The 24,941-nt window shown below is 58.4% G+C and carries 23 protein-coding genes; 6 read left to right on the top strand and 17 right to left on the bottom strand.

Going from position 1 to position 24,941, the window contains the following annotated elements; translation table 11 throughout:
- Window positions 1–75 precede the first annotated feature (75 nt).
- Window positions 76–2,157, bottom strand: a complete 2,082-nt coding sequence (locus AABC73_RS21215) for a carboxy terminal-processing peptidase (RefSeq protein ID WP_341520822.1) — start codon at window positions 2,155–2,157, stop codon at window positions 76–78.
- Window positions 2,158–2,297: 140 nt separating this feature from the next.
- Here AABC73_RS21215 and AABC73_RS21210 point away from each other — a divergent pair, with 140 nt between their 5' ends.
- On the top strand, window positions 2,298–3,260 hold the full coding sequence (locus AABC73_RS21210; RefSeq protein WP_341520821.1) for an NAD(P)H-quinone oxidoreductase: 963 nt from the start codon (window positions 2,298–2,300) through the stop codon (window positions 3,258–3,260).
- 122 nt (window positions 3,261–3,382) lie between these two features.
- On the opposite strand, the gene AABC73_RS21205 is transcribed toward AABC73_RS21210, so the two are convergent.
- From AABC73_RS21205 to AABC73_RS21180, 6 genes are all read right to left on the bottom strand, one after another.
- Complete coding sequence (locus AABC73_RS21205) at window positions 3,383–4,036, bottom strand: HAD family hydrolase (RefSeq protein ID WP_341520820.1); 654 nt, start codon at window positions 4,034–4,036, stop codon at window positions 3,383–3,385.
- 84 nt (window positions 4,037–4,120) lie between these two features.
- A complete protein-coding gene (locus AABC73_RS21200; RefSeq protein ID WP_341520819.1) occupies window positions 4,121–5,110 on the bottom strand; it encodes an ABC transporter ATP-binding protein in 990 nt (329 codons plus the stop codon).
- Between the two features lies 1 nt (window position 5,111).
- Window positions 5,112–5,909 (bottom strand): ABC transporter permease, encoded by a 798-nt coding sequence (locus tag AABC73_RS21195; RefSeq protein ID WP_341520818.1) that lies wholly within the window; start codon window positions 5,907–5,909, stop codon window positions 5,112–5,114.
- On the bottom strand, window positions 5,896–6,738 hold the full coding sequence (locus tag AABC73_RS21190; RefSeq protein ID WP_020289248.1) for an ABC transporter permease subunit: 843 nt from the start codon (window positions 6,736–6,738) through the stop codon (window positions 5,896–5,898). The genes AABC73_RS21195 and AABC73_RS21190 overlap by 14 nt, the downstream gene beginning before the upstream one ends.
- Window positions 6,735–7,541 (bottom strand): alkaline phosphatase family protein, encoded by an 807-nt coding sequence (locus AABC73_RS21185; protein WP_341520817.1) that lies wholly within the window; start codon window positions 7,539–7,541, stop codon window positions 6,735–6,737. Before AABC73_RS21185 ends, AABC73_RS21190 begins: the two co-directional genes overlap by 4 nt.
- A 123-nt stretch (window positions 7,542–7,664) precedes the next feature.
- Window positions 7,665–8,732: an ABC transporter substrate-binding protein gene (locus AABC73_RS21180; protein WP_341520816.1), complete on the bottom strand. Its 1,068-nt coding sequence runs from the start codon at window positions 8,730–8,732 to the stop codon at window positions 7,665–7,667.
- A 359-nt stretch (window positions 8,733–9,091) separates the two neighbouring features.
- Between AABC73_RS21180 and AABC73_RS21175 the strand changes: the two genes are divergently transcribed.
- A complete protein-coding gene (locus AABC73_RS21175; protein WP_341520815.1) occupies window positions 9,092–9,811 on the top strand; it encodes a UTRA domain-containing protein in 720 nt (239 codons plus the stop codon).
- A 136-nt stretch (window positions 9,812–9,947) separates the two neighbouring features.
- Here AABC73_RS21175 and AABC73_RS21170 read toward each other — a convergent pair whose 3' ends face one another.
- The 7 genes from AABC73_RS21170 to minC form a co-directional block, all read right to left on the bottom strand.
- The gene (locus AABC73_RS21170) at window positions 9,948–12,125 is read right to left on the bottom strand and encodes a mechanosensitive ion channel domain-containing protein (RefSeq protein WP_341520814.1); all 2,178 of its coding nucleotides are present in this window, start codon (window positions 12,123–12,125) and stop codon (window positions 9,948–9,950) included.
- A 155-nt stretch (window positions 12,126–12,280) separates the two neighbouring features.
- Window positions 12,281–12,445, bottom strand: coding sequence for a hypothetical protein (locus AABC73_RS21165; protein ID WP_170826270.1), 165 nt, complete (start codon window positions 12,443–12,445; stop codon window positions 12,281–12,283).
- A gap of 195 nt (window positions 12,446–12,640) precedes the next feature.
- Window positions 12,641–13,930 carry a M18 family aminopeptidase gene (locus AABC73_RS21160; protein WP_341520813.1) on the bottom strand — a complete coding sequence of 430 codons (1,290 nt, stop codon included), beginning with the start codon at window positions 13,928–13,930 and terminating at the stop codon, window positions 12,641–12,643.
- 654 nt (window positions 13,931–14,584) lie between these two features.
- On the bottom strand, window positions 14,585–15,220 hold the full coding sequence (locus AABC73_RS21155) for an RluA family pseudouridine synthase (RefSeq protein WP_065831313.1): 636 nt from the start codon (window positions 15,218–15,220) through the stop codon (window positions 14,585–14,587).
- Between the two features lie 93 nt (window positions 15,221–15,313).
- The gene (gene minE, locus AABC73_RS21150) at window positions 15,314–15,568 is read right to left on the bottom strand and encodes a cell division topological specificity factor MinE (protein WP_020290796.1); all 255 of its coding nucleotides are present in this window, start codon (window positions 15,566–15,568) and stop codon (window positions 15,314–15,316) included.
- A complete protein-coding gene (gene minD / locus AABC73_RS21145; protein ID WP_020290795.1) occupies window positions 15,568–16,380 on the bottom strand; it encodes a septum site-determining protein MinD in 813 nt (270 codons plus the stop codon). Before minD ends, minE begins: the two co-directional genes overlap by 1 nt.
- 208 nt (window positions 16,381–16,588) lie before the next feature.
- Window positions 16,589–17,329 (bottom strand): septum site-determining protein MinC, encoded by a 741-nt coding sequence (gene minC / locus AABC73_RS21140; RefSeq protein WP_341520812.1) that lies wholly within the window; start codon window positions 17,327–17,329, stop codon window positions 16,589–16,591.
- Window positions 17,330–17,448: 119 nt separating this feature from the next.
- On the opposite strand from minC, the gene AABC73_RS21135 reads away from it, so the two are divergent.
- Both AABC73_RS21135 and AABC73_RS21130 read left to right on the top strand, forming a co-directional pair.
- Window positions 17,449–18,381: a lipid A biosynthesis lauroyl acyltransferase gene (locus AABC73_RS21135; RefSeq protein WP_341520811.1), complete on the top strand. Its 933-nt coding sequence runs from the start codon at window positions 17,449–17,451 to the stop codon at window positions 18,379–18,381.
- 18 nt (window positions 18,382–18,399) lie between these two features.
- Window positions 18,400–19,581, top strand: a complete 1,182-nt coding sequence (locus AABC73_RS21130) for a patatin-like phospholipase family protein (protein WP_341520810.1) — start codon at window positions 18,400–18,402, stop codon at window positions 19,579–19,581.
- A gap of 122 nt (window positions 19,582–19,703) precedes the next feature.
- Here AABC73_RS21130 and AABC73_RS21125 read toward each other — a convergent pair whose 3' ends face one another.
- The gene (locus AABC73_RS21125) at window positions 19,704–20,558 is read right to left on the bottom strand and encodes a pirin family protein (RefSeq protein WP_341520809.1); all 855 of its coding nucleotides are present in this window, start codon (window positions 20,556–20,558) and stop codon (window positions 19,704–19,706) included.
- A gap of 350 nt (window positions 20,559–20,908) precedes the next feature.
- Between AABC73_RS21125 and AABC73_RS21120 the strand changes: the two genes are divergently transcribed.
- On the top strand, window positions 20,909–21,295 hold the full coding sequence (locus tag AABC73_RS21120) for a DUF805 domain-containing protein (RefSeq protein ID WP_020290790.1): 387 nt from the start codon (window positions 20,909–20,911) through the stop codon (window positions 21,293–21,295).
- A 448-nt stretch (window positions 21,296–21,743) separates the two neighbouring features.
- Here AABC73_RS21120 and AABC73_RS21115 read toward each other — a convergent pair whose 3' ends face one another.
- On the bottom strand, window positions 21,744–22,556 hold the full coding sequence (locus AABC73_RS21115) for a VacJ family lipoprotein (protein WP_341520808.1): 813 nt from the start codon (window positions 22,554–22,556) through the stop codon (window positions 21,744–21,746).
- Window positions 22,549–23,847, bottom strand: a complete 1,299-nt coding sequence (locus AABC73_RS21110; RefSeq protein WP_065831319.1) for a serine/threonine protein kinase — start codon at window positions 23,845–23,847, stop codon at window positions 22,549–22,551. Before AABC73_RS21110 ends, AABC73_RS21115 begins: the two co-directional genes overlap by 8 nt.
- 237 nt (window positions 23,848–24,084) lie before the next feature.
- On the opposite strand from AABC73_RS21110, the gene AABC73_RS21105 reads away from it, so the two are divergent.
- Window positions 24,085–24,456 (top strand): hypothetical protein, encoded by a 372-nt coding sequence (locus AABC73_RS21105; protein ID WP_341520807.1) that lies wholly within the window; start codon window positions 24,085–24,087, stop codon window positions 24,454–24,456.
- Window positions 24,457–24,941 lie beyond the last annotated feature (485 nt).

Below are 24,941 nucleotides of genomic sequence, written 5' to 3'. Positions count from 1 at the left end.
AGCCCCTGTATTTCACGACAGATTCATGACTGTTTGATGACCGTTGCCATTAAACAGCCATTATCCATGTGGTTTTTATTTCTTGGCCACTGCCGCGTTCAGCCCCAGATAGTCGATCAGGATTCGCCCGGTTTCCGACAGGTAAGCGTCGTCTTCCGGTTTGGTCTTGTCGTCTTCAACCGGCAGCGCGTCTTCGTCCTCTTTTTTCAGCTCCTTGAGTGGCTCTTCACCTTTGGCCTTGCGGCGGGTGTTTTCCAGAGTCAGCTGCTTGGCTTCGATAGAGGCATGTTCAGCGCGACGGTCAACTTCGTTGAGGCTGACGGTTTTCTCGCTCATCAATTTCTTGGCCAGGGCCAGACGGTCTTCGATGAAGACGAATTCGGCGTCTTTCGCCGAACGGGCTTCATGTCGGGTCTGCAACTGCGCCAGGAATGGCTTGAACGGATCGACCGCCGGCTTGATCGCCGGTTTGATGCTGTCCCAAGGCATGGCCTCAGGCAGCGCGCTTTCGCCGATTTCCTTGGTATCGATGATCGACGGGTAGGCGATGTCCGGCACGACGCCCTGATGCTGGGTGCTCTGCCCGGAAACCCGGTAGAACTTGGCCAGAGTCAGTTTCAGCTCGCCATGATTGAGCGGCTGAATGGTCTGCACGGTGCCTTTGCCGAAGGTCTGGCCGCCGATGATCAACGCGCGGTGGTAGTCCTGCATGGCACCGGCGAAAATCTCCGAAGCCGAGGCGGACAAGCGGTTGACCAGCAACGCCATCGGGCCTTTGTAGAAGGCGCCGGTGTCTTCGTCTTCCAGCACGTCGACTTTACCATCGGCGTTGCGCACCAACACGGTCGGGCCTTTGTCGATGAACAGACTGGTCAGCTCGGTGGCTTCCTGCAGGGAGCCGCCGCCGTTGTTACGCAAGTCCAGAACCACACCGTCGACTTTCTCGGCTTGCAGTTCGGTCAGCAGTTTCTTCACGTCGCGGGTGGTGCTCTTGTATTCCGGATCGCCAGCACGGTAGGCCTTGAAGTCCAGATAGAACGCCGGGATGTCGATGACGCCCAGCTTGTAGTCGCGACCGTCCTGATTCAGGTGCAGGATCGATTTTTTCGCAGCCTGTTCTTCGAGCTTCACCGCTTCACGAGTGATGGCGACGATCTTGGTGGTCTGGTCGTTCGGCGCATTGCTGGCCGGAATCACTTCCAGGCGCACGATCGAGCCCTTAGGACCACGGATCAGCTTGACCACTTCATCCAGACGCCAGCCGATCACGTCGACCATCTCTTTGTCGCCCTGGGCGACGCCGACGATTTTGTCAGCCGGAGCGACCTGCTTGGTCTTGGCCGCAGGACCTGCCGGCACCAGACGCACGATCTTCACGTTGTCGTTATCGCTCTGCAACACGGCGCCGATGCCTTCCAGCGACAGGCTCATGTTGATGTCGAAGTTTTCCGCGCTGTCCGGGGACAGGTAGTTGGTGTGCGGATCGTAGGACATGGCAAAGGTGTTGATGTAAGCCTGGAACACGTCTTCGCTGCGGGTCTGGGCCAGGCGCGACAGCTGATTCTTGTAGCGCTTGGTCAGGGTTTCCTGAATCTTCGCCGGATCTTTGCCGGCAATCTTCAGGCGCAGGACTTCGTCCTTGACGCGTTTGCGCCACAGGTCGTCCAGTTCAGCCTGGTTCTTCGCCCATGGGGCGTCCTTGCGATCAACCAGCAAGTTTTCCTTGGCGGTGAAATCAAGTTTGTCGACGCCCTTGTTCAGCTCTGCCAAGGCGAAATCCAGACGCGATTTGATGCGGTCCAGGTAGCGCTTGTAGATGGTGAACCCGGCGTTCAGGTCGCCGCTCTTGAGGAAATCGTCGAACTGGGTCTGCCACTTGTCGAACTCGGCGATATCGCTGGCCAGAAAGTAGCTGCGTGCCGGATCGAGCAGCTTGAGGTAGCTCTCGTAAATGATCACCGAGCGCTTGTCGTCAAGCGGCGGCTTGCTGTAATGGTGCCGTTTCAGCAGCTCAACCACGTTGAGGCTGGCAATCACTTCGTCGCGATCAGGCTGGAGGTTATCCCAGCTGTTGGCGGCGAAAGAGCTGGCAGACATTGGCAGAATACTGAGGCCAACGAGCAGGGCGAGGGCGGTGCCTGGGAAAAAATGCTTCATGCTGATTCGACGCGGGGACAATTGATAACGCATATTAGGCCGTCTTTGAAGTCGCCGGTCCCGTCGGATCCGGTCGCATAATGCAAAAAGCCCGGGCGTCTATAGCTTCGGGCTCAGTCCAGACTCACTATGGAGGCACCGTGAAGGCATTGCAAGGCGTTGAAGGTCGAGTGGAATGGGTCGAGACACCGAGTCCTGCTCTTGATGCAGGTCAAGTCCGGATCAAAGTGGCCGCCGCAGGTTTGAATCGCGCTGATTTATTGCAGCGCGCGGGCCTGTATCCGCCGCCGCCGGGGGCCAGCGAATTTCTCGGCATGGAATGTTCCGGGCTGATTGCCGAAGTCGGTGCGGGTTCTGCGTGGCAGGTTGGCGACCGGGTTTGCGCGCTGTTGGCCGGTGGTGCCATGGCGCAAGAAGTGGTTGCCGATGCGCGTCACGTGTTGCCGGTGCCCGAAGGCATATCGCTGCACGAGGCGGCGGCAATCCCTGAAGTTTACGCCACCGCCTGGCTGAATCTGTTCCAGCTGGCGGCACTCAAACCGGGCGAAAAAGTTTTGCTGCACGCCGGGGCAAGTGGAGTTGGTTCAGCGGGTATTCAGCTTTGCAAGGCGTTCGGCAACCCGGTCTGGGTCAGTGTCGGATCGGCCGAGCGTCTGGCGTACTGCATCGAATTGGGCGCTCAGGGCGGTGTCGTGCGCAGCGAAAGCATCGACAGCCTGAAAGACTTCGCACCCTTTGACGTGATTCTCGATCCGGTCGGCGCCAACTATGCGGTGCTGAATGTGAAGCTGCTGAACGTCGATGGTCGCTGGGTCTTGATCGGCCTGATGGGCGGCCGCGAAGCGCAGTTGGATCTGGCCCAGATATTGGGTAAACGCATCCAGTTGCTGGGTTCGACTTTGCGCAGTCGTGACGACCAGTTCAAGGCCGACTTGCTGCTCGACCTGGCGCACAACGTCTGGCCGTTGTTCACCGAAGGCCGCCTCAAACCACAGCTGGCCCGCAGCTTCCCGATCAACGACGCCGAAGCGGCGTTCGCCGAACTGGCGACCAATCAGGTTTCCGGGAAAGTGGTGTTGGTGATTGATGAAAGCCTGGTGTGATTGAAGCGGTTTTAAAACCTGTGGGAGCGAGCTTGCTCGCGAAGGCGGTATCCAGCGTATAGAAATTTAACGGATGTACTGGCCTATTCGCGAGCAAGCTCGCTCCCACAATGATGTAACGATTATTTCCAGTGATGCACCGGCCAGCCGGCCTTTTGGGCGTGTTCCAGCAAGGTCGGGTCCGGGTTGACCACATGCGGATGATCGACCTTGAGCAGCAGGGCCAGATCGTTGCGTGAGTCGGAATAAAAGCTCGCGCCTTCGAGGTTTTCGCCTTCGGTGTCCAGCCACTCCATGAGCCGGGTCACTTTGCCTTCGCGATAGGTCAACGTGCCAACGGTCTTGCCGCTGTAAACCCCGTGCTGCACCTCCAGCTCAATCGCCAGCACTTCGTCGATACCGATGCGCTCGGCAATCGGCTTGACCAGATGCACGCCCGACGCCGAGATCACCAGAATCCGGTCGCCAGCGGCGCGGTGTTCGGCGATGCATTTGGTGGCGTCACTGAAGATGATCGGCTCGATGAAGTCCTCGACCCACGGGCCGACCAGGTGATCGACTTCCTCCGGCGTACGACCCAGCATCGGCTCCAGGCTGAAGGCCATATAGTCTTCCATCGCCAGCTTGCCTTCGCTGTAGGCATGCATCAGTTCGTGATCGCGCTTGATGAACGACTCGGGATCGACCCAGCCGAGGCGGCCCATCTGCTCGCTCCATAAACTGGCGCAGTCGCCGGCGATCAAGGTTTCGTCCAGGTCAAAAATTGCTAAAGGCATTACCCACGGTCCTCAAAATTACTCGATCTCGTTGGAGGGAAGCTTGCTCGCAACACAGAATCTCCAACAGTTTTGCGTCGGCGATCACGCGACTTCACAGAGCGCCGAGGCATCAATGCTCAACGTCACACGTCGGCCATTGGGATGCAAATCGTCCGCCGAGCGGTTGAGCACGTCTACCACCAATTCCACGCCGCGGGCTTCGACCCGATAACGAATCACGTTACCCAGCAAGCTGTGGCTGCGCACTTCGCCTTCCAGGGAACCGGTCAGGCTCAATTGAATGGCTTCCGGGCGAATCGCGATGCGGCTGCTGATCGGGCGCTGCATCAGGCGGCTGGCTTCATCCGCTTCGAGCAGGTTGTAGTTGCCGATGAAACCTGCGGCAAACGCATCGACCGGGGCAGTGTAAAGGGTTTCGGCATCGCCGCTTTGCACGATGCGGCCCTGGTTCATCAGGAAGATGCGGTCCGACATGGTCAGCGCTTCTTCCTGATCGTGGGTGACAAAAATCGTGGTCAGGCCCAATTCCCGCTGAATGGCGCGGATCTGCTCGCGCAGGTGTTTACGAATCCGTGCATCCAGCGCCGAGAGGGGTTCGTCCAGCAGCAAGAGGCGCGGACGGGTAACCAGCGAGCGCGCCAGGGCCACACGCTGGCACTGGCCGCCGGACATCTGATGCGGATAGCGGTTGGCCAGTTCGGTCAGTTCCACCAGTTTCAGCACCTCGGCGACACGCTTGTGGGTGTCGTCGGCGTTGACCTTCTGCATGCGCAGGCCAAACGCGACGTTTTGCTCCACGGTCATGTTCGGGAACAGTGCATAGCTCTGGAACACCATGCCGATATTGCGCTTCTGCGGTGTGACGGGTACCAGGTCGACACCATCGAGCAGGATTTGCCCTTTGTTGACCGAGGTCAGGCCGGCGATGCAGCGCAGCAAGGTCGATTTGCCACATCCGGACGGGCCGAGCAGGGTGACGAATTCACCGCGTTCGATCGTGCAATTGATGTCGCTGAAGACCGCTGTGCTGCCATAGGTTTTTTGCAGATTTTCGACACTGACAAAACTCATATCAGTCCTTGTCCTTATTCAGTCGGTTGGCAGCCCAGGTCAGCAGCAGCACGAAGAGGAAGTAGGAAACCACCAGCGCACTGTTGAAGTGCCCGCTGCTGTTGCGCATGTTGTTCAGGTACACCTGCAAGGTTTCGTAGCGGGTGCCGACCAGCAGGTTGGCGAACACGAATTCGCCGAACAGGAAGGAAAACGACAACAGCAGCGCGACCATCAAACCCTTGCGCAGGTTGGGCAGCACCACCAGAAACGCCGCCTGCCAGGTGTTTGCGCCCAGCAGTTGGGCAGCGTCCATCAGGTCAGTCAGGTTGATGGCTTGCAGGTTGTTGGTGATGGCGCGGTACATGAACGGCAGTGCGACGGTGAAGTAGCAGCCGATCAGAATCCACGGCGTGCCGACCATCGCCATTGGCCCCGAGCCATACAGCTGCAGCAAACCGACCGAGGACACCACCGGCGGCACGGCGAAGGGCAGCAGGATCAGGATGTTCATCAGGCTGTCCAGACGCGGAAAGTGGTAATGCACCACAAACAGCAGCGGCAGGATCAGCACCACGGACAGGATCAGCGCGCCGACACAGACCAGCAACGACTGACCGAAAGCAGTGAGGAAACGTGGGTCACTCCACAGCGCGATGTACCATTTGAAGGTCAGGCCGCTGGGCAGAATAGTCGCCGACCAACTGGTCGCCACCGAATACAGCAGCGTGCCAGCCAAAGGCAGCAGCAGGATGAAAAACAGCGCATAGACCACGAACCGGTGGTAAAGCCTGGCGGGACCTCGTTCAACGCGAGACATGGTAGCTCCTCTTCAGCAACCACTGATGGACGACAGTGACCAGCGTCATCAGGCCGACCAGAATCATCGCCAGGGCGCTGGCCATGTTCGGATCAAGGGTGATATCGCCAGCCACCATGGCTGCGATGCGAATCGGCAGCACGTTGAAGTTGCCGGTGGTCAGCGCGTAGACGGTGGCGTAAGCCCCCAGTGCATTGGCCAGCAGAATCACGAAGGTGCCCAGCAGCGCGGGCGTCAGCACCGGCAAGCCGATGTAGCGCCAGAACTGAAAGCTGCTGGCGCCGAGCAGTGACGCCGACTCTCGCCAGTCTTCGCGCAAGGCGTCGAAAGCCGGGTAGAGCAGCAGCACGCCCAGGGGAATCTGGAAGTAGGTGTAGAGAATGATCAACCCGGTTTTCGAATACAGATTGAAGTCGTCGATGATGCCGGCCTGCTTGAGGATCAACGTCAGCGCGCCGTTGAAGCCCAGCAGAATGATGAAGGCGAACGCCAGCGGCACCCCGGAAAAGTTGCTGGTCATATTGGCGAAGGCGTTGACGAAGTCCCGCAGCCGCGAGTCCACCTTACGCAGCGAATAACTGCCGAGCACCGCAATCACGATGCCGAACAGGCTCGACCAGAAGCTGATCTCCAGGCTGTATTGCATCGCTTGCCGATAGAACCGCGAGTTGAATGCAGTGATGAAGTTCTCGATCCCCCAACCGGCATCGGAGTGCAGGCTGTTGATCGCCACCCACACCAGCGGCGCGATCTGAAAGATGATGAAGAAGATGGCGAAGGGCACCAGACACAGCAGCCCCAACCATTTGCCTCGGGTAAGTGTGCTCAATTGAATATCTCCCGGCAGACCGGTTTGTCGTGGGCCACGCCGAGCAGTTCGCAGACAATGCCGCACAGATCGGTTTGTTTAGGGGCAGCGTTGGCATTGAAGCTGAACGCATCGCCGAGCACGAACAACGGCACTTCGCGCTCCTCCGGCAGCAGACCGTTGTGCGAGCGGTCGTTGTTCATGCCGTGGTCGGCGGTCACCAGCACTTGATAGCCGGCGTCGAGCCAGCGTTGCAGGTAATCGGCCAGCACGATATCGGCGCTGCGTGCGCTGTTGCGGTATTGCGCGGAATCGAGGCCGTGCTTGTGCCCGGCGTCGTCGATGTTCATGGGGTGAATCAACAGAAAATTGGGTCTGTGCCTGACGCGCAGGCTTTCTGCGTCGGCGAACAGGTGCGAATCCGGGTAATGGTCGGCGTAATAGAAGTGCCCGTGCTGGATCGGTAGCTCCAGGTCATCGGTATGCCGGTCGCGGGCGGCGTCGAACGGAGTACGGTTATACAACTCGCTGACCCAGTGATAGGCCGCGGCCGCCGTGGTCAATCCAGCGGCTGTCGCGTAATGAAACACACTGCGCTGGTTGGACAGCCGTGAAACCTGGTTATGCACGATGCCGCTGTCGATCGGCGCAACGCCGGTCAGGATGCATTCGTACAGCGGACGGGAAAGTGCCGGCAACTCGCATTCCAGCTTGTAGAGGGCGGCCCGACCAGCGTTGCTGTAGGCCTGCAAATGCCCCATCGCATGCCGGGCCACTGCGTAGTTCAAGCCATCGAGCACGATCAGGATGACGTTGTGTTTCATGAGCCAGCGCTCCGGCGGAATTCATACAAGACAGGCGAGACAGTGAGCCTGTCCCGCCTTCTGTTGCGTGTGTTGCAAACGTTGCGTGAGCGGTGTGGCTTCATCCCTGAAGCTGATTGCGGATTACTGCATTTCGACGATGACTTGCTCGTTCCACTTTTGTGGCAGCGCCTTGGAGGTCGCTTCCCATGCCGCAGGGTTCTTGATCGGCGTTACGCCTTTGTACTGTTCGTTCGGCAGCAGTTGTTTCTGCACGTCTTCCGGCAGTTTCAGGTGCTCGGCACGAATCGGACGCGCGTTACCACGGGCCAGGTTGGTCTGGCCGGCGTCGCTGAAGATGTATTCACGGGCCAGTTTGGCCGCGTTCTGGTGCTTGGCGTATTTGTTGATGATGGTGGTATAGCCGGAAATCACCGATCCGTCAGATGGAATCAGCACAACGTAGTCATCCGGGTTGGCCATCTTGGCTTTATAGCTCAGGCCGTTGAAGTCCCAGACGATACCGACTTCGACTTCGCCTTTTTCCATGCTCTGGATAGTCGGGTTATTGATGCCCAGGCGTTTTTGCTTGGCCAGCTCGGTGAACAGTTGCAGGCCCGGGGCGATATTGGTTTCGTCGCCTTTCATGGCGATCGCTGCTGCCAGCACGCCATTGGCAGCCTGGGCCGCGGTGCTGACGTCGCCGATGGTGACTTTGTATTTACCGTCTTTCAGGTCAGCCCATTTGGTTGGGGCTTCCGAACCGTGCAGCAGCTTCTTGTTGACGATAAATGCGATGGTGCCAGTGTAGGCCAGCGCCCAGTGACCCTCTTTATCCTTGGCCCAGTCCGGAACCTGCTCCCAGGTGCTTGGCTTGTAGGGTTGCGTAACACCCTTGGCAGTGGCGATGGGGCCAAAGGCCGCGCCTACGTCGCCGATGTCGGCACTGGCGTTGTCTTTTTCCGCGTCGAACTTGGCCACTTCCTGGGCCGAGCTCATGTCGGTGTCCATGTGCTTCAGACCATATTTGGTTTGCAGGTCTGCCCAGGTGCCTTTCCAGTTCGCCCAGTCATCAGGCATGCCGACGCTGTTGACCGCACCTTCCGCCTTGGCGGCGGCTTCGAGGGTCTTGAGGTCAACGTCCGCAGCCATGGCAGCGGTGCTAAAGGCAATAGCGGAACCGAGGAGTGATGCCAGCAAAAGGTGTTTCATTCGAAGCTCCTTGTGCACTTCTTCAAGATTTTTAGAAGTGTTCGTTGCGGGTGGGTTGGTCTAGGTCAGCAATACCTGAGCCAAGTTAAGCTCGTTCAATGACATTTTCATGTCGGCATGGCTTTTTGGTGGCTTCGTTCCGAGGCGGGACGCAGGCCGTCGCGTAAGCGTAGACCATCAGCAAACGATTGATCTGCAAGGGCTAAGTCTTTTTAGAAAGCTGGCTTGGCATGGTTTGTGATGCGCCTTGTCACTCAATAGTCATCTACGCTCAATAGGCTGTTTACACGCATCGTGCGGTGCGCCCCGAGCAGCCGGTGCCCCGAAATGGCGCTGGTCTAGTCCAGATAGGTAACTTGATGCGCGAAGACGTACCACGTGCGGTGACGACGATTTGCAATGCGCTGCAAGAGCAGATCGAGCATGGCTTGCTGCCGCCCGGCAGCAAGCTGCCCGCCGAACGCAAACTCAGCGAAGTGTTCGATACCACTCGCATTACCTTGCGCGAAGCGCTGGTGCAGCTCGAAGCACTCGGTTTGATTTATCGCGAGGAACGCCGTGGCTGGTTCATTTCGCCGCCGCGTCTGGCCTATGACCTGATGCGGCGCAGTCACTTTCACGCGATGGTCAGCGCCCAGGGCAGGATTGCCGAGACCCAGGTGATCAGCGCGCGTCTGCAGCCGGCTTCGGCGAAAATCTGCGAATTGCTCCAGTTGCCGGCGCTGTCCAGCGTGATCCAGATCTGCCGCGCACGCCGTATTGATCAACGGCTGGTGCTGTACGTGGAGCATTACCTGAACCCGGAATACTTCCCCGGAATTCTCGATTACGACCTTAATCAGTCACTGACCGAGCTGTACGACAGCCAGTACAACCTGCGCTACGGCCAGGTCCAGTTCGAAATGGTGCCCACTGCGCTGCACGCCGAAGCCTCGGCAGCCTTGAAGGTTTCCCTCGGCAGCCCCGGCCTGCGCATCGCCAGGGTCAATTTCGACCAGCAAGGGCGGCTGATCGACTGTGACCTGGAATACTGGCGCCATGATGCGATTCATGTGAGTGCGGTAGTGAAGGATATTTGAGCGCACGAAGCCTTTGGAGGAGCGATCTTGTGTGGGAGCGAGCTTGCTCGCGAAAGACTTTCAGACGCCGCAGATGCATTGTCTGGACTGGCCCCTTCCCGGCTAAATCCGGTCCCACAGGTTTCGCGAAAGCATTTCAACTTCCCGATCTGACTTCCTTGCGCTCCGCACTTCCCGCCGTCATCACTTGCACACTCAACCTCGGCGTCGCCAGGTCCATCCCGGCTTCATCCAGATGGCGTTTCAGGGACAGGTTGAACTCTCGGGAAACTTCCCATTGCTTGATCGGCGCGGTCTTGAAACGGGCGCGCAGGATCGCGTTGCCCGACTCGAAGCTTTCCACGCCCTGAATCTCCAGCGGCGACCAGATGTTGCGGCGCTGCAACGGGTCGGTGCGCATTTTCTGACCCACATCGCGGATCATCTTCAGCGCATCGTCGATGTTCATGCTCGACGGGATGGCGATCCGGAAAATCGCATAGCCGAACTCCCGGGAGTAATTCTGTATGCTTTTGATTTCGCTGAACGGGATCGTATGCACGATGCCGTCGATATCCCGCAGGCGAACGGTGCGGATGGTCAGGCCTTCGACAGTACCGAGATGCCCGCCGACGTCCACATAGTCGTCGATGGCCAACGAATCCTCGATGATGATGAACAGCCCGGTGATCAAGTCCGCTACCAATGACTGGGCGCCGAAACCGATGGCCAGGCCGATCACGCCGGCACCGGCCAGCAGCGGCGTGACGTTCATGCCCATGTTGGCGAGGGCGACGATCATCGCAATGATGAAGATTGCCACGAACAGCACGTTGCGAATCAGCGGCATCATGGTCTGCGCCCGGGCATTGGCCAGCCCTTTGCGCGAACGCGTCAAGGCGTGATGCACGGCGGTGTCGCTGAGAATCCACACCAGCCAGGCAAACATCAGCGTTGTGGCCAGATTAATCAGCTTCATGCTGATGTCGTGACCATCACCCTCGGCGAAACGAATCAGCGACAGGCCCCAGACTCGCAGGCCAAGCTCAATGAAGACCAGCCAGACCAGCAGATGCATCAGGGTGTAGAAAAAACTGTGCAGGCGCTCGGAATACAAAGCGTGGCGTTTATGACCATGACGCGGCCTCATGGCGTGACGGCGCACCAGGCCGTTGATGACCATGCCCACCACCAGCAACACTGTGGACAACAAGGCCTGGCGCAGCGCGGTGCTGGTATCGCCCGCCGAAAAGAAGGTGGCAAACAGCGACACACCCACCAGCATCAAGGCGGGCACGTACCAGAAGCTGCCGATGATCTCGATGGAATCGGTCAGGGCGCGGCGGGTCAGGCGCCGGGACAGCGGCTGGTTGCGGATCAGGTGCGCGATGGGCCGCCGAAACCGCAGGATAAACAAGCCGGTGGAAAGCGCCGCCATGACATTGGCAAAGGTCGCGGCCGTGTGGGCCAGATGCACGCCAAGGCTGGCGATCAGGCGCGGGTCGCTCAGTGCCTCACCGAATGCCGCGAAACTGCCGATCAGCCACAACGGGCGGAAGGCTCGGTGACGCAGGATATACAGAGCCCGGTGGCGATGCGGCCCGTCGAGCACTGAAAAAGCGATGACGCAGATTGCCGAAAACAGCGTGCCGACCACCAGCGCGTAGGCCAGCACCATCGCCAGGTCCTTGCCCAGGGAAGAGGGCAGGGAATAGCTCAGATAAACCGTGATCACCAGTGCGATCAGCCATGGCCCCAATTTGCGCAAGGTAAAGCGCAGCATGTCGAGGGTGCCGGGATTTTGCGGCAGATCTTCCGACAAGCCGAAACGCACACGCACCCAATGGCCGAGCCAGATCAGCGCCGCGGCCAACAGGCTCCAGAGCAGCAGCACCAGGGCGAAACCGAAGATGATCGGCAGCCACTCCTTGGCCGGTAAGGCCAGCGCCAGGAGTTCATCCTGAGCCAGATCGATTTCTTCGGCCCAGCGTCTGATCGGGCTGTCTTCACCGGCGAATTTTCTCTCGAAGTCACTCAAAGTGCTGCCGATCAACCCCAGCACGCCCTGATCGGTGCCGGGCTGGGCTTTTTGCGTGGCGTCGCGAAGTTTTTTCAGGTCGGCCAGCAACTGGCTGCGTTGCTGGTCGTTTTCCAGGGTCTTGATCACCTCATCCAGCGACTGCCCCAACGGTTCCTGCGCCTGCGGCTGGGTTTTCTGTCCTCCGCCCAGCACGCCCGGCAGAGCGACCGCCTGAGCTGCGGCGATGGGAAACAAGGCCAGCAGGCAGACGAAAAACAGGCGAGTCAGCAGACAACAGCGGGGGAAAGCAGTCACCGGGCGGTAAACCTCAAGTCAACATCGAGTTGCCTGAGACTGAACGGCGTCAGCTGTCATCCCAGGCATGAGTGAGCGATGAGTTTACGAGTGGTCTGCGGGCTTGGCGAGCAGCTTTTCTCCCCTGCGGACCGCGCATTGCCTGAGGTTGACGTTCAGGCAAGCTTTTCCAGAATCTTGAAGCCGATCGTGCCGAGCATCAGCATCATCCCCAGCCAGATCATGAACACACCGCCACCGCGCTCCTGGTAACTGAAGCCGATACACAACAGCAACATCCCGATCATGATCGGCAGCAGCATTGCATAAAAGGCGTTCATGGCATCGACCCTCTGTAGCTCGATACCTTGAGTCTAGGTCGGGTTTCGGAGAGCGAGCATTGGTTGTAGGACCGGCTTTAGCCGGGAGGGCAATTGATGAGCGGCTCGCGACTGAAGTCGCTCCTACAGCCGCTCCTACAAGTCGCTCCTACAGCCGATTCGCGGGCAAGCCCGCTGCTTCAGCTCAAGAAGAAATCACGGCAACTCATGACTCGCATAAAAAGCACCAAGTACTTTCACCAGATGCGCCAGGTCGTGGCTGCCCGCCAGTTCCCGAATCGAGTGCATGGCGAAGGTCGGCAGGCCGATATCCACCGTGCGTACCCCCAGATGACTGGCCGTGATCGGGCCGATGGTCGAGCCGCAGGCCATGTCGCTGCGCACCACGAAGCTCTGCACCGGCACTTCTTCAGCCATGCACAGATGACGGAAGAATCCGGCGGTTTCGCTGTTGGTGGCGTAACGCTGGTTGCTGTTGACCTTGATCACCGGGCCGGCGTTGAGTTTCGGGCCATGGTTGGCGTCGTGCTTTTCGGCGTAGTTAGGGTGCACGCCATGCGCGTTGTCGGCAGACACCAGCAACGATTTCTGAATGGTACGCACGTAATCTTCGCCATCGGGCAGCAGGCGCTGGATGATCTGTTCCAGCATCGCACCGTCAGCACCGCAGGTTGACGACGAGCCGACTTCTTCGTGATCGGTGCAGACCAGCAGACAGGTTTCGTCGCTATCGGTGCCGAGCAACGCTTGCAGTCCGGCGTAACAGGACAGCAGGTTGTCCAGGCGTGCGCCAGCGATGAAGTCAGCATTGAGCCCGATCACCGCAGCGCTCTGGGTATCGTAGAAGCTCAGCTCGTAATCGAGCACGACGTCGGCGTTCAGTCCATGTTCACGGGCCAGTTGGTCAGTGAGCAGGGCGCGGAAGTCAGCGCGCTCGTCACCGGCCACCTGAGCGAGGATCGGTGGCAATTCGAGTTGCGGATTAATCGGCCAGCCTTCGTTGGCGGTGCGATTGAGGTGGATCGCCAGGTTCGGGATCACGGCAATCGGCAGCTTGAAGTCGATCAGCTGGCTTTCGACCTTGCCGTCGCGGCGGAACGTGACTCGTCCGGCCAGTGACAGGTCGCGGTCAAACCACGGGGCGAGCAGGGCGCCGCCATAGACTTCGACGCCCAACTGCCAGAAACCCTGGCGCTGTAACTCAGGCTGCGGCTTGACCCGCAGGCACGGACTGTCGGTGTGCGCGCCAACCATGCGAATACCGCCGGTCAGCGGCGACTGGCGACCCAGGCGGAACGCGACAATCGAAGAATCGTTGCGGGTGACGTAGTAACGCCCGCTGGTTTCGGTGGACCAGGTTTCCCGCTCGTCCAGACGCTGAAAGCCCGAGGCTTCCAGGTGTTGAACGAGGGTGGCAGTGGCATGAAAGGGTGTAGGAGAGGCCTTGAGGAAATCGATCAGACCCTGGTTCAGCTCTTCGCGCATAAGTTACTCCAGACAGCAATGGCGCGAGTTTACCGTATTGGGGTGGGGCGTGTGGTTGTGGGTTTGTTTTGGGTTGGCCTAAACGCTGCGGTGTTGGTGAGTTCCGGTATTTTCAATCGTGCAGTGCCAATAGCACCGTGTTGCTGCTGATGTCGGTTCCGTCCTGACGGCCGGGTCACTTTTGTTTCGACAAAAGTAACCAAAACCATTTTCGCTGACGTCCGGCCCCCGCTTCGCGGCGGTTCCTTCGACTCCGGTGCCGTGGTGTGGGCACGCGCCGACGGGCCATCCATGGCCCAACGGCGCTCGCTCGGCATCCATGCCGAGCGACCCACACCACGACACCTGCGCTCAGCCTCCCGACGCTCGGTTGGTGGTGTCTCCCAGATCGCATTTCACTGTAGGAGCGAATTTATTCGCGAAGCAATGTTGCAGACGCTGAATCTGTGCTGGATGTACCGGCCCCTTCGCGAACAAGTTCGCTCCCACAGGGATCGTGTTTCACATGCGATATAAGGGTGGATCACATAGTTTTGGCAGGTGAAGGCACGGAGGCTGTCAGGGCGCAAAAGTAAATGTACGTCAACGCCGCTGTTGGATATGCCTGCGATTCCATTACTCTGCAAAAGGGTATTTACAGGGTGGCGTACCCCATCAAAACGGCGCCGGACACTCAAACCGCAACCGCTCTCCAGTTTGCGGATGGGTAAACGCCAACATGCTCGCATGCAGACACAGGCGTGGAAACGCGGCCAGCGCTTCGGCATGGGCATACAACCCGTCACCCAGCAGCGGATGGCCAATTGAAAGCATGTGCACCCGCAACTGATGAGAGCGGCCGGTAATCGGCGTCAGCTCGACACGGCAGTAATCGCCGCAACGTTCCAGAACCTTCCAGAATGTCTGCGCATGTTTGCCGACTTCGTGATCCACCACATGCCGAGGTTTGGTCGGCGGATCGTAGCGCAGCGGCAGATCAATGCGCCCACTGTCCAGTGTCGGTTGGCCCCAGCACAGCGCGGTGTAGGCTTTTTCGGTTTCCCGATCATGAAACTGCCGGGACAGTTCGCGATGGGTGTCCGGGTCGCGGGCGAGCAGGATGATCCCGGAAGTTTCCCAGTCCAGGCGATGGACGATTCGGGCTTCGGGGTAACCGTTTTCCTGCAGGCGGGTAATCAGGCAATCCTTGTTGTCCTCGGCACGGCCGGGAACGGAAAGCAGCAGGGTCGGCTTATCGACCACCAGGACGGCAGCGTCCTGATGAATGATGCGGATGTTCGACAACGGCATGTGTAACGGCCTCGAAACGCGAGAAACGCCAACGGCGGTATAGACGATGCTCTTTGCAGAACACCGCTTATACCGCCGCGGGCACCCGCCGGATCAACGATCTGGCAGGGTGATATTGAGTTCCAGGATCGAACAGCTGCCCTGGTTTTCCAGAGCAACCTGCACGTCATCGGAGCCGATGTTGACGTATTTACGGATCACTTCCACCAGTTCTTTCTGCAAGGCTGGGAGATAGTCCGGGGTCGTACGCTGGCCGCGTTCGTGCGCCACGATGATCTGTAGACGCTCTTTCGCCACCGACGCGGTGCTGACCTTTTTGCTGGCACGAAAGAAGTCGAAAATGTTCATTATTTGCCTCCGAACAACCGCTCTATCCAGCCCTTTTTACGCACATCGAGGAACCGGTGCGCCACTTCCTTGCCCAGCAAGCGATCCACAGCATCGCTGTAGGCCTGACCGGCGTCGCTCTGGTCGTCGAGGATGACCGGAACACCCTGGTTGGAAGCCTTCAAGACTGCCTGGGATTCCGGAATTACGCCCAGCAAACGGATCGCGAGGATTTCTTCAACGTCTTCAACGCCCAGCATCTCACCATTGACCACGCGCTCAGGGTTGTAGCGGGTCAGCAGCAAATGTTCCTTGATCGGGTCTTCGCCACGCTCGGCGCGCCGGGATTTGCTGGCCAGCAGGCCCAGCATGCGGTCCGAGTCACGTACCGAAGACACTTCCGGGTTGGTCACGACAATCGCTTCATCGGCGAAGTACATGGCCAGGTGAGCGCCTTTCTCGATACCGGCAGGAGAATCGCAGACGACGTATTCGAACGTCTCCTTGAGCTCCATGAGAATTTTTTCGACGCCTTCAACCGTCAGGGCGTCCTTGTCGCGAGTCTGGCTGGCGGCCAGTACGTATAGATTTTCCAGGCGTTTGTCTTTGATCAGCGCCTGGGTCAGCGTTGCTTCGCCATTGACCACGTTGACGAAGTCATACACCACGCGTCGCTCGCAGCCCATGATCAGGTCGAGGTTACGCAAACCGACGTCGAAGTCGACGATCACTGTTTTGTGGCCGCGCAATGCGAGGCCGGTACCGATCGCGGCGCTGGTGGTGGTCTTACCCACACCGCCTTTGCCGGATGTAACTACGAGAATCTTGGCCAAGGTGTTTCACCCCTAGAGGAAAAGGACAGTTAGTCCCTGAAGAGCGTCTCTTGAAGCGGCGGCAGTCGAACAATGATGGAAATTACTCAACCCTGACTTCTGAATCGAAGGGAGATGTGCCGGAAAAGTGAAGATCCCCGGATTTCCTACAACCTTTGCTACGTTTTCGCGACGAATCAGAGATGCTTTAAAAATGGCGCAGTATCCGTTAAAGCCGGATGATGTTCAACACGTCACCGGACAGGCTGACCTGTACGGCAGCTCCCCACAGCGGGTCCCTGCGCAAGTCTTCGGATACCTTGTATTGCCCGGCAATGGAAATCAGTTCGGCGCCTAATTGCTGACAGAAAATCCGCGCTTTGGTGTCGCCCTTGATGCCTGCCAATGCTCTACCGCGCATAGGGCCGTAAACATGGATGTTGCCATCGGCAAGAAGTTCCGCACCGGGACTCACCGGACCAATCACGATCAGGTCGCTGCCTTGAGCATAGATCTGTTGTCCACCGCGCACAGGCAAGGTTACGACCCGGGTTGGCCTGATCGTCGGCTCGGGCGGTTTTTCGATTTTTGGCTTGGCCGCTTCACCTTCGGCCGGGTCCAGTGGACGCTCTCGGGCGCCTGACGGCGGCAGTACTGGCAGATCGATGGCGATGGCCGCGGCGATGTCTTCAATGCGATTGGCACGAATCGCCAGGGTGCGCAAGCCATGTTGGCGGCAGATGCGCATCAGACCAGGCAGATCCACCGGGCCACCATCGGCTGGAAGCTTGTCCAGCGCCAGCACCAGCGGGGTGTTGCTGAAGAAATTCGGCGCCTGCGCCACCTTCGCCGCCAATTGACGGTCGAGCGCTTCAAGATTGTTCCGGGCCAGCTCCAGCACCGTGATGGCCAGCATGCTGCCCTTCAGTTGGAAGACGGGATCCTGGTCTTGCGATTCGATTTGGCTCATGGTCGAAATACAACAGCTTGTCGCTAAAAGTGCCGAGACTTATAACGAGAACGCCCGCTAGCCGCAAGCCGGGTCGAACCGATGTAGAATGCGCGGCCATTCTTCTGACGGAAGCTTTGATGGATCGCCCGCGTTTTCGAGCCTGTTTTCTCCACCCCCGATTCTGGCCATTGTGGCTTGGGCTGGGGCTGCTATGGCTGATCGTCCAGCTGCCATTTCGCGTGCTGCTGATCATTGGCCGTGTCCTGGGCGCGGTCATGTATCGATTTGCCACTGATCGAAAATACATTGCCTCGCGCAATCTGGAGCTGTGTTTCCCGCACCTGACCAAGGTTGAGCGCAAGCGTCTGCTCAAGGAAAATTTCGCCTCCACCGGCATTGCCTTCTTCGAGATGGTCATGAGTTGGTGGTGGTCCAAGGAGCGTCTGGCCAAACTCGCCCATATCGAAGGGCTGGAGCATCTGCAAACCGCGCAGCAACAAGGCCAGGGCGTGATTCTTATGGCATTGCATTTCACCACGCTGGAAGTCGGCGCGGCGTTGCTGGGGCAGCAGCACACCATTGACGGGATGTACCGCGAGCACAAGAACCCGCTGTTCGACTTCGTTCAGCGTCGCGGCCGCGAGCGGCACAATCTGGATTCCCTGGCTGTGGAACGTGAAGACGTGCGCGGCATGCTCAAGCTGCTGCGTGCCGGCCGCGCCATCTGGTACGCGCCGGATCAGGATTATGGCGCAAAGCAAAGCGTCTTCGTGCCGCTGTTCGGTATCCAGGCGGCCACGGTGACGGCTACCAGCAAGTTCGCCAAGCTGGGCCGCGCCCAGGTCGTGCCCTTCACTCAGCAGCGTCTTGCAGATGGCAGTGGTTATCGGTTGGTGATTCATCCGCCCTTGCAGGATTTCCCCGGAGAAAGCGACGAGGTGGATTGCCTGCGTATCAATCAATGGGTAGAAAGTGCCATCACTGAATGCCCGGCGCAGTATCTTTGGGCGCACAGACGCTTTAAAAGCCGACCGGTGGGCGAAGCGAAGCTGTATAAGAAGCGTAAATGACCCGAGGCTGACGCCCACATGCTCGAAAATGCCATCGCGATGGACGCTGTGAATGACGTTGAACCCGTCACCGGGTTGATTCTGTCCGGTGGCGGCGCCCGAGCGGCTTATCAGGTTGGCGTGTTGGCGGGGATTGCCGACCTGTTGCCCGCAGGCGCACCCAACCCGTTCCCGGTCATAGTCGGCACCTCGGCCGGGGCCATCAATGCTGTGAAACTGGCCAGTGGCGCCTTGCATTTTCGCACCGCGATCCATCAACTCACCGAGTTCTGGCAAGGCTTTCGCAGCCATCAGGTACTGCGCAGTGACTGGCCGGGGGTCAGCCGACAGGCCGCACGTTTCCTCGGTAAAAGCTTGCTCGGGTTGGGTTCGCAGATCCCGGTCGCGCTGCTCGACAGTTCGCCGTTGCGTGGCCTGCTGACAGAACGGCTGGACCTGGAGGGTATCGACGCGGCTATCCAGGCGCGGCATTTACGGGCGGTGGCGGTGACGGCGTTCGGTTACGAATCCGGGCACGCGGTGACATTCTATCAAGGCAAAGGCACCATCGATCCGTGGTTGCGCCACCGTCGTGTGGGTGTTCCGACCCAGTTGACCATCGATCATCTGCTGGCCAGTTCAGCAATTCCGCTGCTGTTCGCGCCAGTGAAAATCGATCAGGAATATTTCGGCGACGGTGCCGTGCGCCAGTCAGCGCCGATCAGCCCGGCGCTGCATCTGGGCGCCAACCGGGTGCTGGTGGTGGGCGTCAGCGGTAACCCGCGGGGTGTCGACGCCAACCGTGACGTGCGGCGGGTCACCACCGGTGGGCAGCCGAGCCTGGCGCAGATCAGCGGGCACTTGCTCAACAGCACCTTCATCGACAGCCTCGAAAGCGACATCGAAGTGCTGGAACGCATGAACCTGCTTAGCCATCTGCTGCCCAGTGAGCAGCGCATACGCCAGCAAGGTCTGGCACCGGTGGAAGTGCTGGTGATCGCGCCCAGTCAGCCAATTGACCAGATAGCCGCCCGCCATCGCCGGGAATTACCCCCGGCACTGCGCACTTTCCTGCGCGGACCCGGTGCAACCAAAACCAGCGGCGCCAGTGTGCTGAGCTATCTGCTGTTCGAAGCGGGATATTGCAGCGAACTGATCGAACTGGGCCGCTACGACGCGATTGCCCAGGGCGAGCAGTTGAAGCGGTTTTTGCGGTTGTAACCGGTGCGACCCTTGTGGGGGCCAGCTTGCTGCCGAAGGCAGTATTTCAGGCTCTAAAGATGTGTGGAGTGCTTATTCGCGAGCAAGCTCGCTCCCACACAAGCTCGCCCAATCAGCCAGATTCAAGCCGTCAACCGATCATCACGAAAATCCCGCAGTGCCTGTTCGATCTCTTCCCGCGTATTCATCACGAACGGGCCGTATTGCACGATGGGTTCGCCCAGCGGCTTGCCGGCAATCAACAGCACCCGAGCTCCGGCGGTGCTGGTCAGCTGTAGTTCACCCTCATTCGACAAACGCACCAGACGGCTGGCGCTGACCGCTTGCGGCTGACCGGCAACCTCCAGGGTGCCTTCATAGACATACAACAACGCGCGGTGGCCTTCAGGAAGGCGCGGACTGATGCTGCTGCCAGCCGGCATGTGAAAGTCGAAATACTGCGGCTCGGTGTCCGGGCGCTGCACCGCGCCAGCCTGTTGCACCGATCCGTCATCGAACTGACCGGCAATCACCACCACTTCGACGCCAGCGTCAGTGGTCAGTCGCGGGATGTTTTCCGGCTGGATGTCCTGGTAACTGGCATCGCTCAGCTTGGTTTTGCCGGGCAGGTTCAGCCACAGCTGGAAGCCGCGCATCACGCCTTCTTCCTGCTCCGGCATCTCACTGTGAATAATGCCCCGCGCCGCCGTCATCCACTGCACGCCGCCGCCCTGAAGCAAGCCGACGTTGCCCATGTGGTCCTCGTGACGCATGCGGCCTTCGAGCATGTAAGTCACTGTCTCGAAACCCCGATGCGGATGCGGCGGAAAGCCCGCGATGTATTCGTCCGGCTTGTCCGAACCGAACTCATCAAGCATCAGAAACGGATCAAACTGCTCGACCCCCGGCCCGCCAAACACACGGGTCAAACTGACGCCGGCGCCATCCGAAGTGGGTTGACCTGCCTGAATCGACAGCACTTTGCGAAATTGAGTCATGAACCTGCTCCTCGAGTGGGAATGCTGGCTATGTTATGCCTGTGGGGTTGATGAATGGGTGGGTTTTTTGCTGTGTTGTAATCGAATTTTTCGATGATGAATTTTTCCCTTCGTCAAGACGAAAAGTCCGACGGCCATGAAGTCTTTTTCGTTGAATAGACCTTTCCGCGTCCTGCATACAAAAAAATAACTATCTATATATTGCCAGCGTCTGTTTCGGACGTCGGCTTGTGGATAGGTGTAGCTAAAGACAAGAAATATGAGTGTTGTTGTATTTGGAATAGCGCATTTCTCATGGACGGCCATTTTTCGTCGTGTGGTTGAGATAAATAGTAATTAAAGGAAGATTCATGGCTTTATATTTTGAAAGTTTCGAAAAGAGTTTTGATTTTGATGGGCGCGCCAGAAGATCAGAGTACTGGGTTTTCCAATTGGGCAATATCTGTTTGGGGTCACTCTGTGTATTGCTGGATGCGGTACTCGGTCTGTACATTCCCTTGATCGGGTTCGGGCCGGTTACCGTGCTCTTCTTGATGATGGTCATGGTTCCTTCTTTATCTTTGACAGTTAGGCGCTTCCATGATTATGAGTCCAGTGGCTGGTGGTGGCTGACGTTCTTAATTCCCGTAGTGGGGCTAATATTGCAAGTAATTTTTATGTCGGTAGAAGGAACAAAGGGCCCCAACAAATACGGGCCTGATCCATTGGCGAGTGAGCGATCAGATGCGCAAGGGTAGGAGCGAACTTGTTCGCGAGGCGATTTACTTATTCTGGCGCTGCGTGTCAAATCGAGTGGCACCAACAGCATTCGCGGTGCGGCTTATTGAGGTTTCGCCCTGACGGTCGAGTCCTTTGTTTCGGCAAAGGACGAAACCATTCTGCGCTGACGTCCGGCCCCTGCTTCGCAGGGGTTCCCTCGCTCCGGTGCCGTGGTGTGGGTACGCGCCGACGCGCCATCCCTGGCGCAACGGCGCTCGACCGGCATCCATGCCGGTCGCCCCACACCACGACACCTGCGCTCAGCCTCCCGACGCGCGTTTGGCGGTGTCTGCCAGGTCGCGGCACGGAAGAGCGAAGCAAAAGCAATCCACGTGCGGCGATGGAGTATCTACAGCTTTTGGTTTCACCCATAAAAAAACGGCCAACCCGATCGCTCCGGTTGGCCGTTCCTGTGAAGCCTTTCAGTTACTCGGCAATCTGCAATTTGCGGGCTTCGGTGTAGACGTAGCGCACTTTCTCGTATTCAAACGGCGAGTTCATCTGGCCGTAGCGGAAGCTGGTGGTGTAGCGGCGGTCGACGATACGCAGGGCGTAGATTTCCGGATGGTCCTGGCTGACTTGCGAGACGTTCAGGAAATTGATCTGGGATTCGGCGGCGAAGTCGAATACCAGGCCGCCGGTGTCGCGCAGGTTCGATGGGCCGAGAAACGGCAGGACCAGGTAGGGGCCGCCAGGTACGCCGTAGAAGCCCAGGGTCTGACCGAAGTCTTCGCTCTGGCGCGGCAGGCCCATCATGCTTGCCGGGTCCCACAGGCCAGCGATGCCGATGGTGGTGTTGACCAACAGGCGACCGGTGGTATCCAGCGAGCGCTTGCCCTTGAACTGCAGCAGGCTGTTCAACAGGTTAGGCACATCGCCCAGGTTGGCGAAGAAGTTGCTGACGCCGGTACGCAGGAAGCTCGGCGTGACATATTTGTAGCCGTTGACCACGGGCAGGAACACCCATTCGTCAAAGCGATAGTTGAAGTGGTAGACCCGGCGGTTCATCGACTCCAGCGGATCGTAGACTTCCAGCGCGTTGAGCGTGGCGCGTTCGAATTCCCGCTGGTCCAGGCCCGGATTGAACTTCAATGCGTTCAGCGGATGCGTGAAGCCGTCTGCATCGTCCTCGCGGGCGACGGTGGCGGGGTGGGCCGCAAGGTTGCTGTTGGTCGCGTCAGCGGCATAGGTCGCACCCGAGCAGAGCAGGGCAGCGATGAGTAAAAGACGTTTAGCCACGGAAAAACTCCAGCATGGCGTCGCTGTTGACGCGGTAATTAAGGTTGCCGCAATGTCCGCCGTAAGGGTAAACGGTCAGACGATCACCGAAAGTCTTGCGCAGGAAACCCAGGTCGCCGGCGCCCAGGATCACGTCGTCAGCGTTGTGCATGACAGAGATCTTGGTGCTGGTGTGCAGATAATCCTTGAGCGCATACAGGCTCACTTGATCGACCAGTTGCAGCAGACTGCCGCCGTCGGTACGGGCACGCCACATCGGGATGACTTGTTCGGTCAGGTAGCAATCGAAGTCGCATTGCAGCGCGCGCTTGAGGAACGGCGACAGGCTGGTGCCTTCGGTGATCGGGAACTTCGGTGGCGTGATCAGACCGCGACGGTTGATCAGGTCGGAAGTGAACGCGATATCAGCCGAAGAGAAGCGGAACGAAGTGCCGATCAGCATGGCCATTTGTTCGTTGGTCAAATGCTGCTTGGACTGCTGGAAGTCGTAAAGCAATGCGTCGTTGAGGTCGATATAGCCTTTCTGACGGAAGTAACGGGTCAGCTTTTCCAGGACCAGTTCGTAGAACGTGGTGCTGTTGTCGATGCCCTTGACGTTGGTCTGCACCAGTTTGTCGAGGTTGGTGATCGACGTGTAAAGGTTCACCGGCGGGTTGATCAGCAAGACTTTCTTGAAGTTGAAGCTGCGACGGGTTTCGTCCAGGTGCGCGACGAATGCAGCATCCAGCGCGCCCAGGCTGTAACCGGTCAGGTAATAGTCGGTAACTTGCAGTTTGCTCTGCTGTGCGCGAACGCCCTGCATGACGCGGTACAGGTCTTCGGCATCTTCCTTGGAAACACCCGGCGTTGCGAAACGCGAGGCCGAGCTCATGAAGTCATAGCTGGTCGGCGAAGACAGTTGCACCACGTTGTAGCCAGCGCCGTAATAAAGCTTCTTCAGAAACTCGTTCAGGGTGCTGTTATAAGGTGCGCCGGTGCCCGCGATCAGGAAGATCAGCGGTGCCGGGTGATCCTGCTTGGCCAGGCGATAACGCAGTTTTTTCACTGCCCAGAAGTTATCCGGCAGGGTGAACTCGCGCTCGGGGTGCAGATTGAGGGTGTAATCGTCTTGGTCGATATCCTCATCAGCCGGCAAATCCGGGCGTAGATCCGGAGGTGTCGTGGCGATGGTCGCTTCGAACGGGTTGGTCAGAGGGAAGCCATAAGTGGCGGGGTCGACATTGACCGCCATAGCGGACGCACTCAAACAGAGGCCGCCAATGACGGCAGCAAAGCGCAGAAAACGGAGCATGACTAAATCCCTTGGGAACGAAGTGCTGATGAGGTACGCGGGCTATGACCGCTGATCGAGTGCCAAGTGCCGCACTGACAGTCTAAGTTTCGTAAAATCTTCGAGACAATACACGTTCTGTTGCATCAATAGCGAAGCACGAGTCTTTAAATTCGCCCGCAGCCCTTGCATGGCGAGGCGAGGCGGCTATTCTGGGCGCCATTTCGCGCCAAAGTTTTGACCTGGATGGAGTCCTCGATGCCTCGCCGTTTGCCCTTGATTCTGTTGCTGATCGCCTTGCCACTTTGGCTCGGCGCCAGCTATGGCGTGCGTTACCTGTTGATGGAAGACGCGCAATGGGTTGGCATCTGTGCCAACGAGGCCATGCAATGGGAGTGCCAGTTTCGCTCGGGATTGGGCTGGATGATCCACTTCGGGATTATTTCCTGGTCGGCGCTGGCGGTTTCGCTGGTGGCGTTCCTTTTGCGCGGCGTTGCTGGTTGGCGTCTGGCAGTGCTGGCATTGCTGCTGGGGATTGCGGCACTGGTGCTTTATAGCGCAAGCATCGGGGTTTTTGCGGTGGTAATTGCGGGTTTGCGACTGGTTCGTGCGCCTAAGCAAACGGCCTGATCCAAGTCTTCGGAATTGCAATACGGTTTCGTTGGAGCGAGGCTTGCCCGCGAAGGCGTCGTTGCAAGCGATAAATAGGTCGACTAACAATCTGGTTCGCGGGCAAGCCTCGCTCCAACAGATCAAGAAAACCCAAACCCCAGACAGCATAAAGGGGAGCCGAAGCTCCCCTTTTAAATCGTTTTGCATGCTCTATTTTTATTATTTTAGGGTGGCCTGTTCTTGTTTTTGGCGACCGGTCCCTTTACTGCGTTCTTGTGCGATCCCCATGCGGGATCAAGAGCAAACGTATTTTTTTGAGCGCTGACTCGCTTTGATCAAAGCCGCTGATCCAACCAGTTCGGGAGCTACCTGAGGGTAGTTTTATTGTTCTCTGCCCGGTTGCGAAGCCCTTACGGCGCTTCTGTAAAGCTGATCCACTCCAAAAAAATCTGTTAGCTTCGTCTCTGTGCCGTTGTTTTTGTTATGTCAGAGCCGTTACGTCT

Origin of the sequence: Pseudomonas sp. G.S.17 (assembly GCF_038096165.1) — a bacterium.
GTDB lineage: Bacteria > Pseudomonadota > Gammaproteobacteria > Pseudomonadales > Pseudomonadaceae > Aquipseudomonas.
This window is presented reverse-complemented; position numbering and strand designations above follow the sequence as displayed.

Bases quoted from the DNA above. Each gene is read 5' to 3' on its own strand.
- AABC73_RS21155 (WP_065831313.1), bottom strand. From the start codon at position 15,220: ATGCCGTTGTCGAACATCCGCATCATTCATCAGGACGCTGCCGTCCTG.
- AABC73_RS21135 (WP_341520811.1), top strand. From the start codon at position 17,449: ATGGATCGCCCGCGTTTTCGAGCCTGTTTTCTCCACCCCCGATTCTGG.
- AABC73_RS21200 (WP_341520819.1), bottom strand. From the start codon at position 5,110: ATGAGTTTTGTCAGTGTCGAAAATCTGCAAAAAACCTATGGCAGCACA.
- AABC73_RS21215 (WP_341520822.1), bottom strand. From the start codon at position 2,157: ATGAAGCATTTTTTCCCAGGCACCGCCCTCGCCCTGCTCGTTGGCCTC.
- AABC73_RS21125 (WP_341520809.1), bottom strand. From the start codon at position 20,558: ATGACTCAATTTCGCAAAGTGCTGTCGATTCAGGCAGGTCAACCCACT.
- minE (WP_020290796.1), bottom strand. From the start codon at position 15,568: ATGAACATTTTCGACTTCTTTCGTGCCAGCAAAAAGGTCAGCACCGCG.
- AABC73_RS21110 (WP_065831319.1), bottom strand. From the start codon at position 23,847: ATGCTCCGTTTTCTGCGCTTTGCTGCCGTCATTGGCGGCCTCTGTTTG.
- AABC73_RS21165 (WP_170826270.1), bottom strand. From the start codon at position 12,445: ATGAACGCCTTTTATGCAATGCTGCTGCCGATCATGATCGGGATGTTG.
- AABC73_RS21180 (WP_341520816.1), bottom strand. From the start codon at position 8,732: ATGAAACACCTTTTGCTGGCATCACTCCTCGGTTCCGCTATTGCCTTT.
- AABC73_RS21160 (WP_341520813.1), bottom strand. From the start codon at position 13,930: ATGCGCGAAGAGCTGAACCAGGGTCTGATCGATTTCCTCAAGGCCTCT.
- minC (WP_341520812.1), bottom strand. From the start codon at position 17,329: ATGAGCCAAATCGAATCGCAAGACCAGGATCCCGTCTTCCAACTGAAG.
- AABC73_RS21185 (WP_341520817.1), bottom strand. From the start codon at position 7,541: ATGAAACACAACGTCATCCTGATCGTGCTCGATGGCTTGAACTACGCA.
- AABC73_RS21130 (WP_341520810.1), top strand. From the start codon at position 18,400: ATGCTCGAAAATGCCATCGCGATGGACGCTGTGAATGACGTTGAACCC.
- AABC73_RS21120 (WP_020290790.1), top strand. From the start codon at position 20,909: ATGGCTTTATATTTTGAAAGTTTCGAAAAGAGTTTTGATTTTGATGGG.
- AABC73_RS21105 (WP_341520807.1), top strand. From the start codon at position 24,085: ATGCCTCGCCGTTTGCCCTTGATTCTGTTGCTGATCGCCTTGCCACTT.
- AABC73_RS21205 (WP_341520820.1), bottom strand. From the start codon at position 4,036: ATGCCTTTAGCAATTTTTGACCTGGACGAAACCTTGATCGCCGGCGAC.
- AABC73_RS21175 (WP_341520815.1), top strand. From the start codon at position 9,092: ATGCGCGAAGACGTACCACGTGCGGTGACGACGATTTGCAATGCGCTG.
- AABC73_RS21195 (WP_341520818.1), bottom strand. From the start codon at position 5,909: ATGTCTCGCGTTGAACGAGGTCCCGCCAGGCTTTACCACCGGTTCGTG.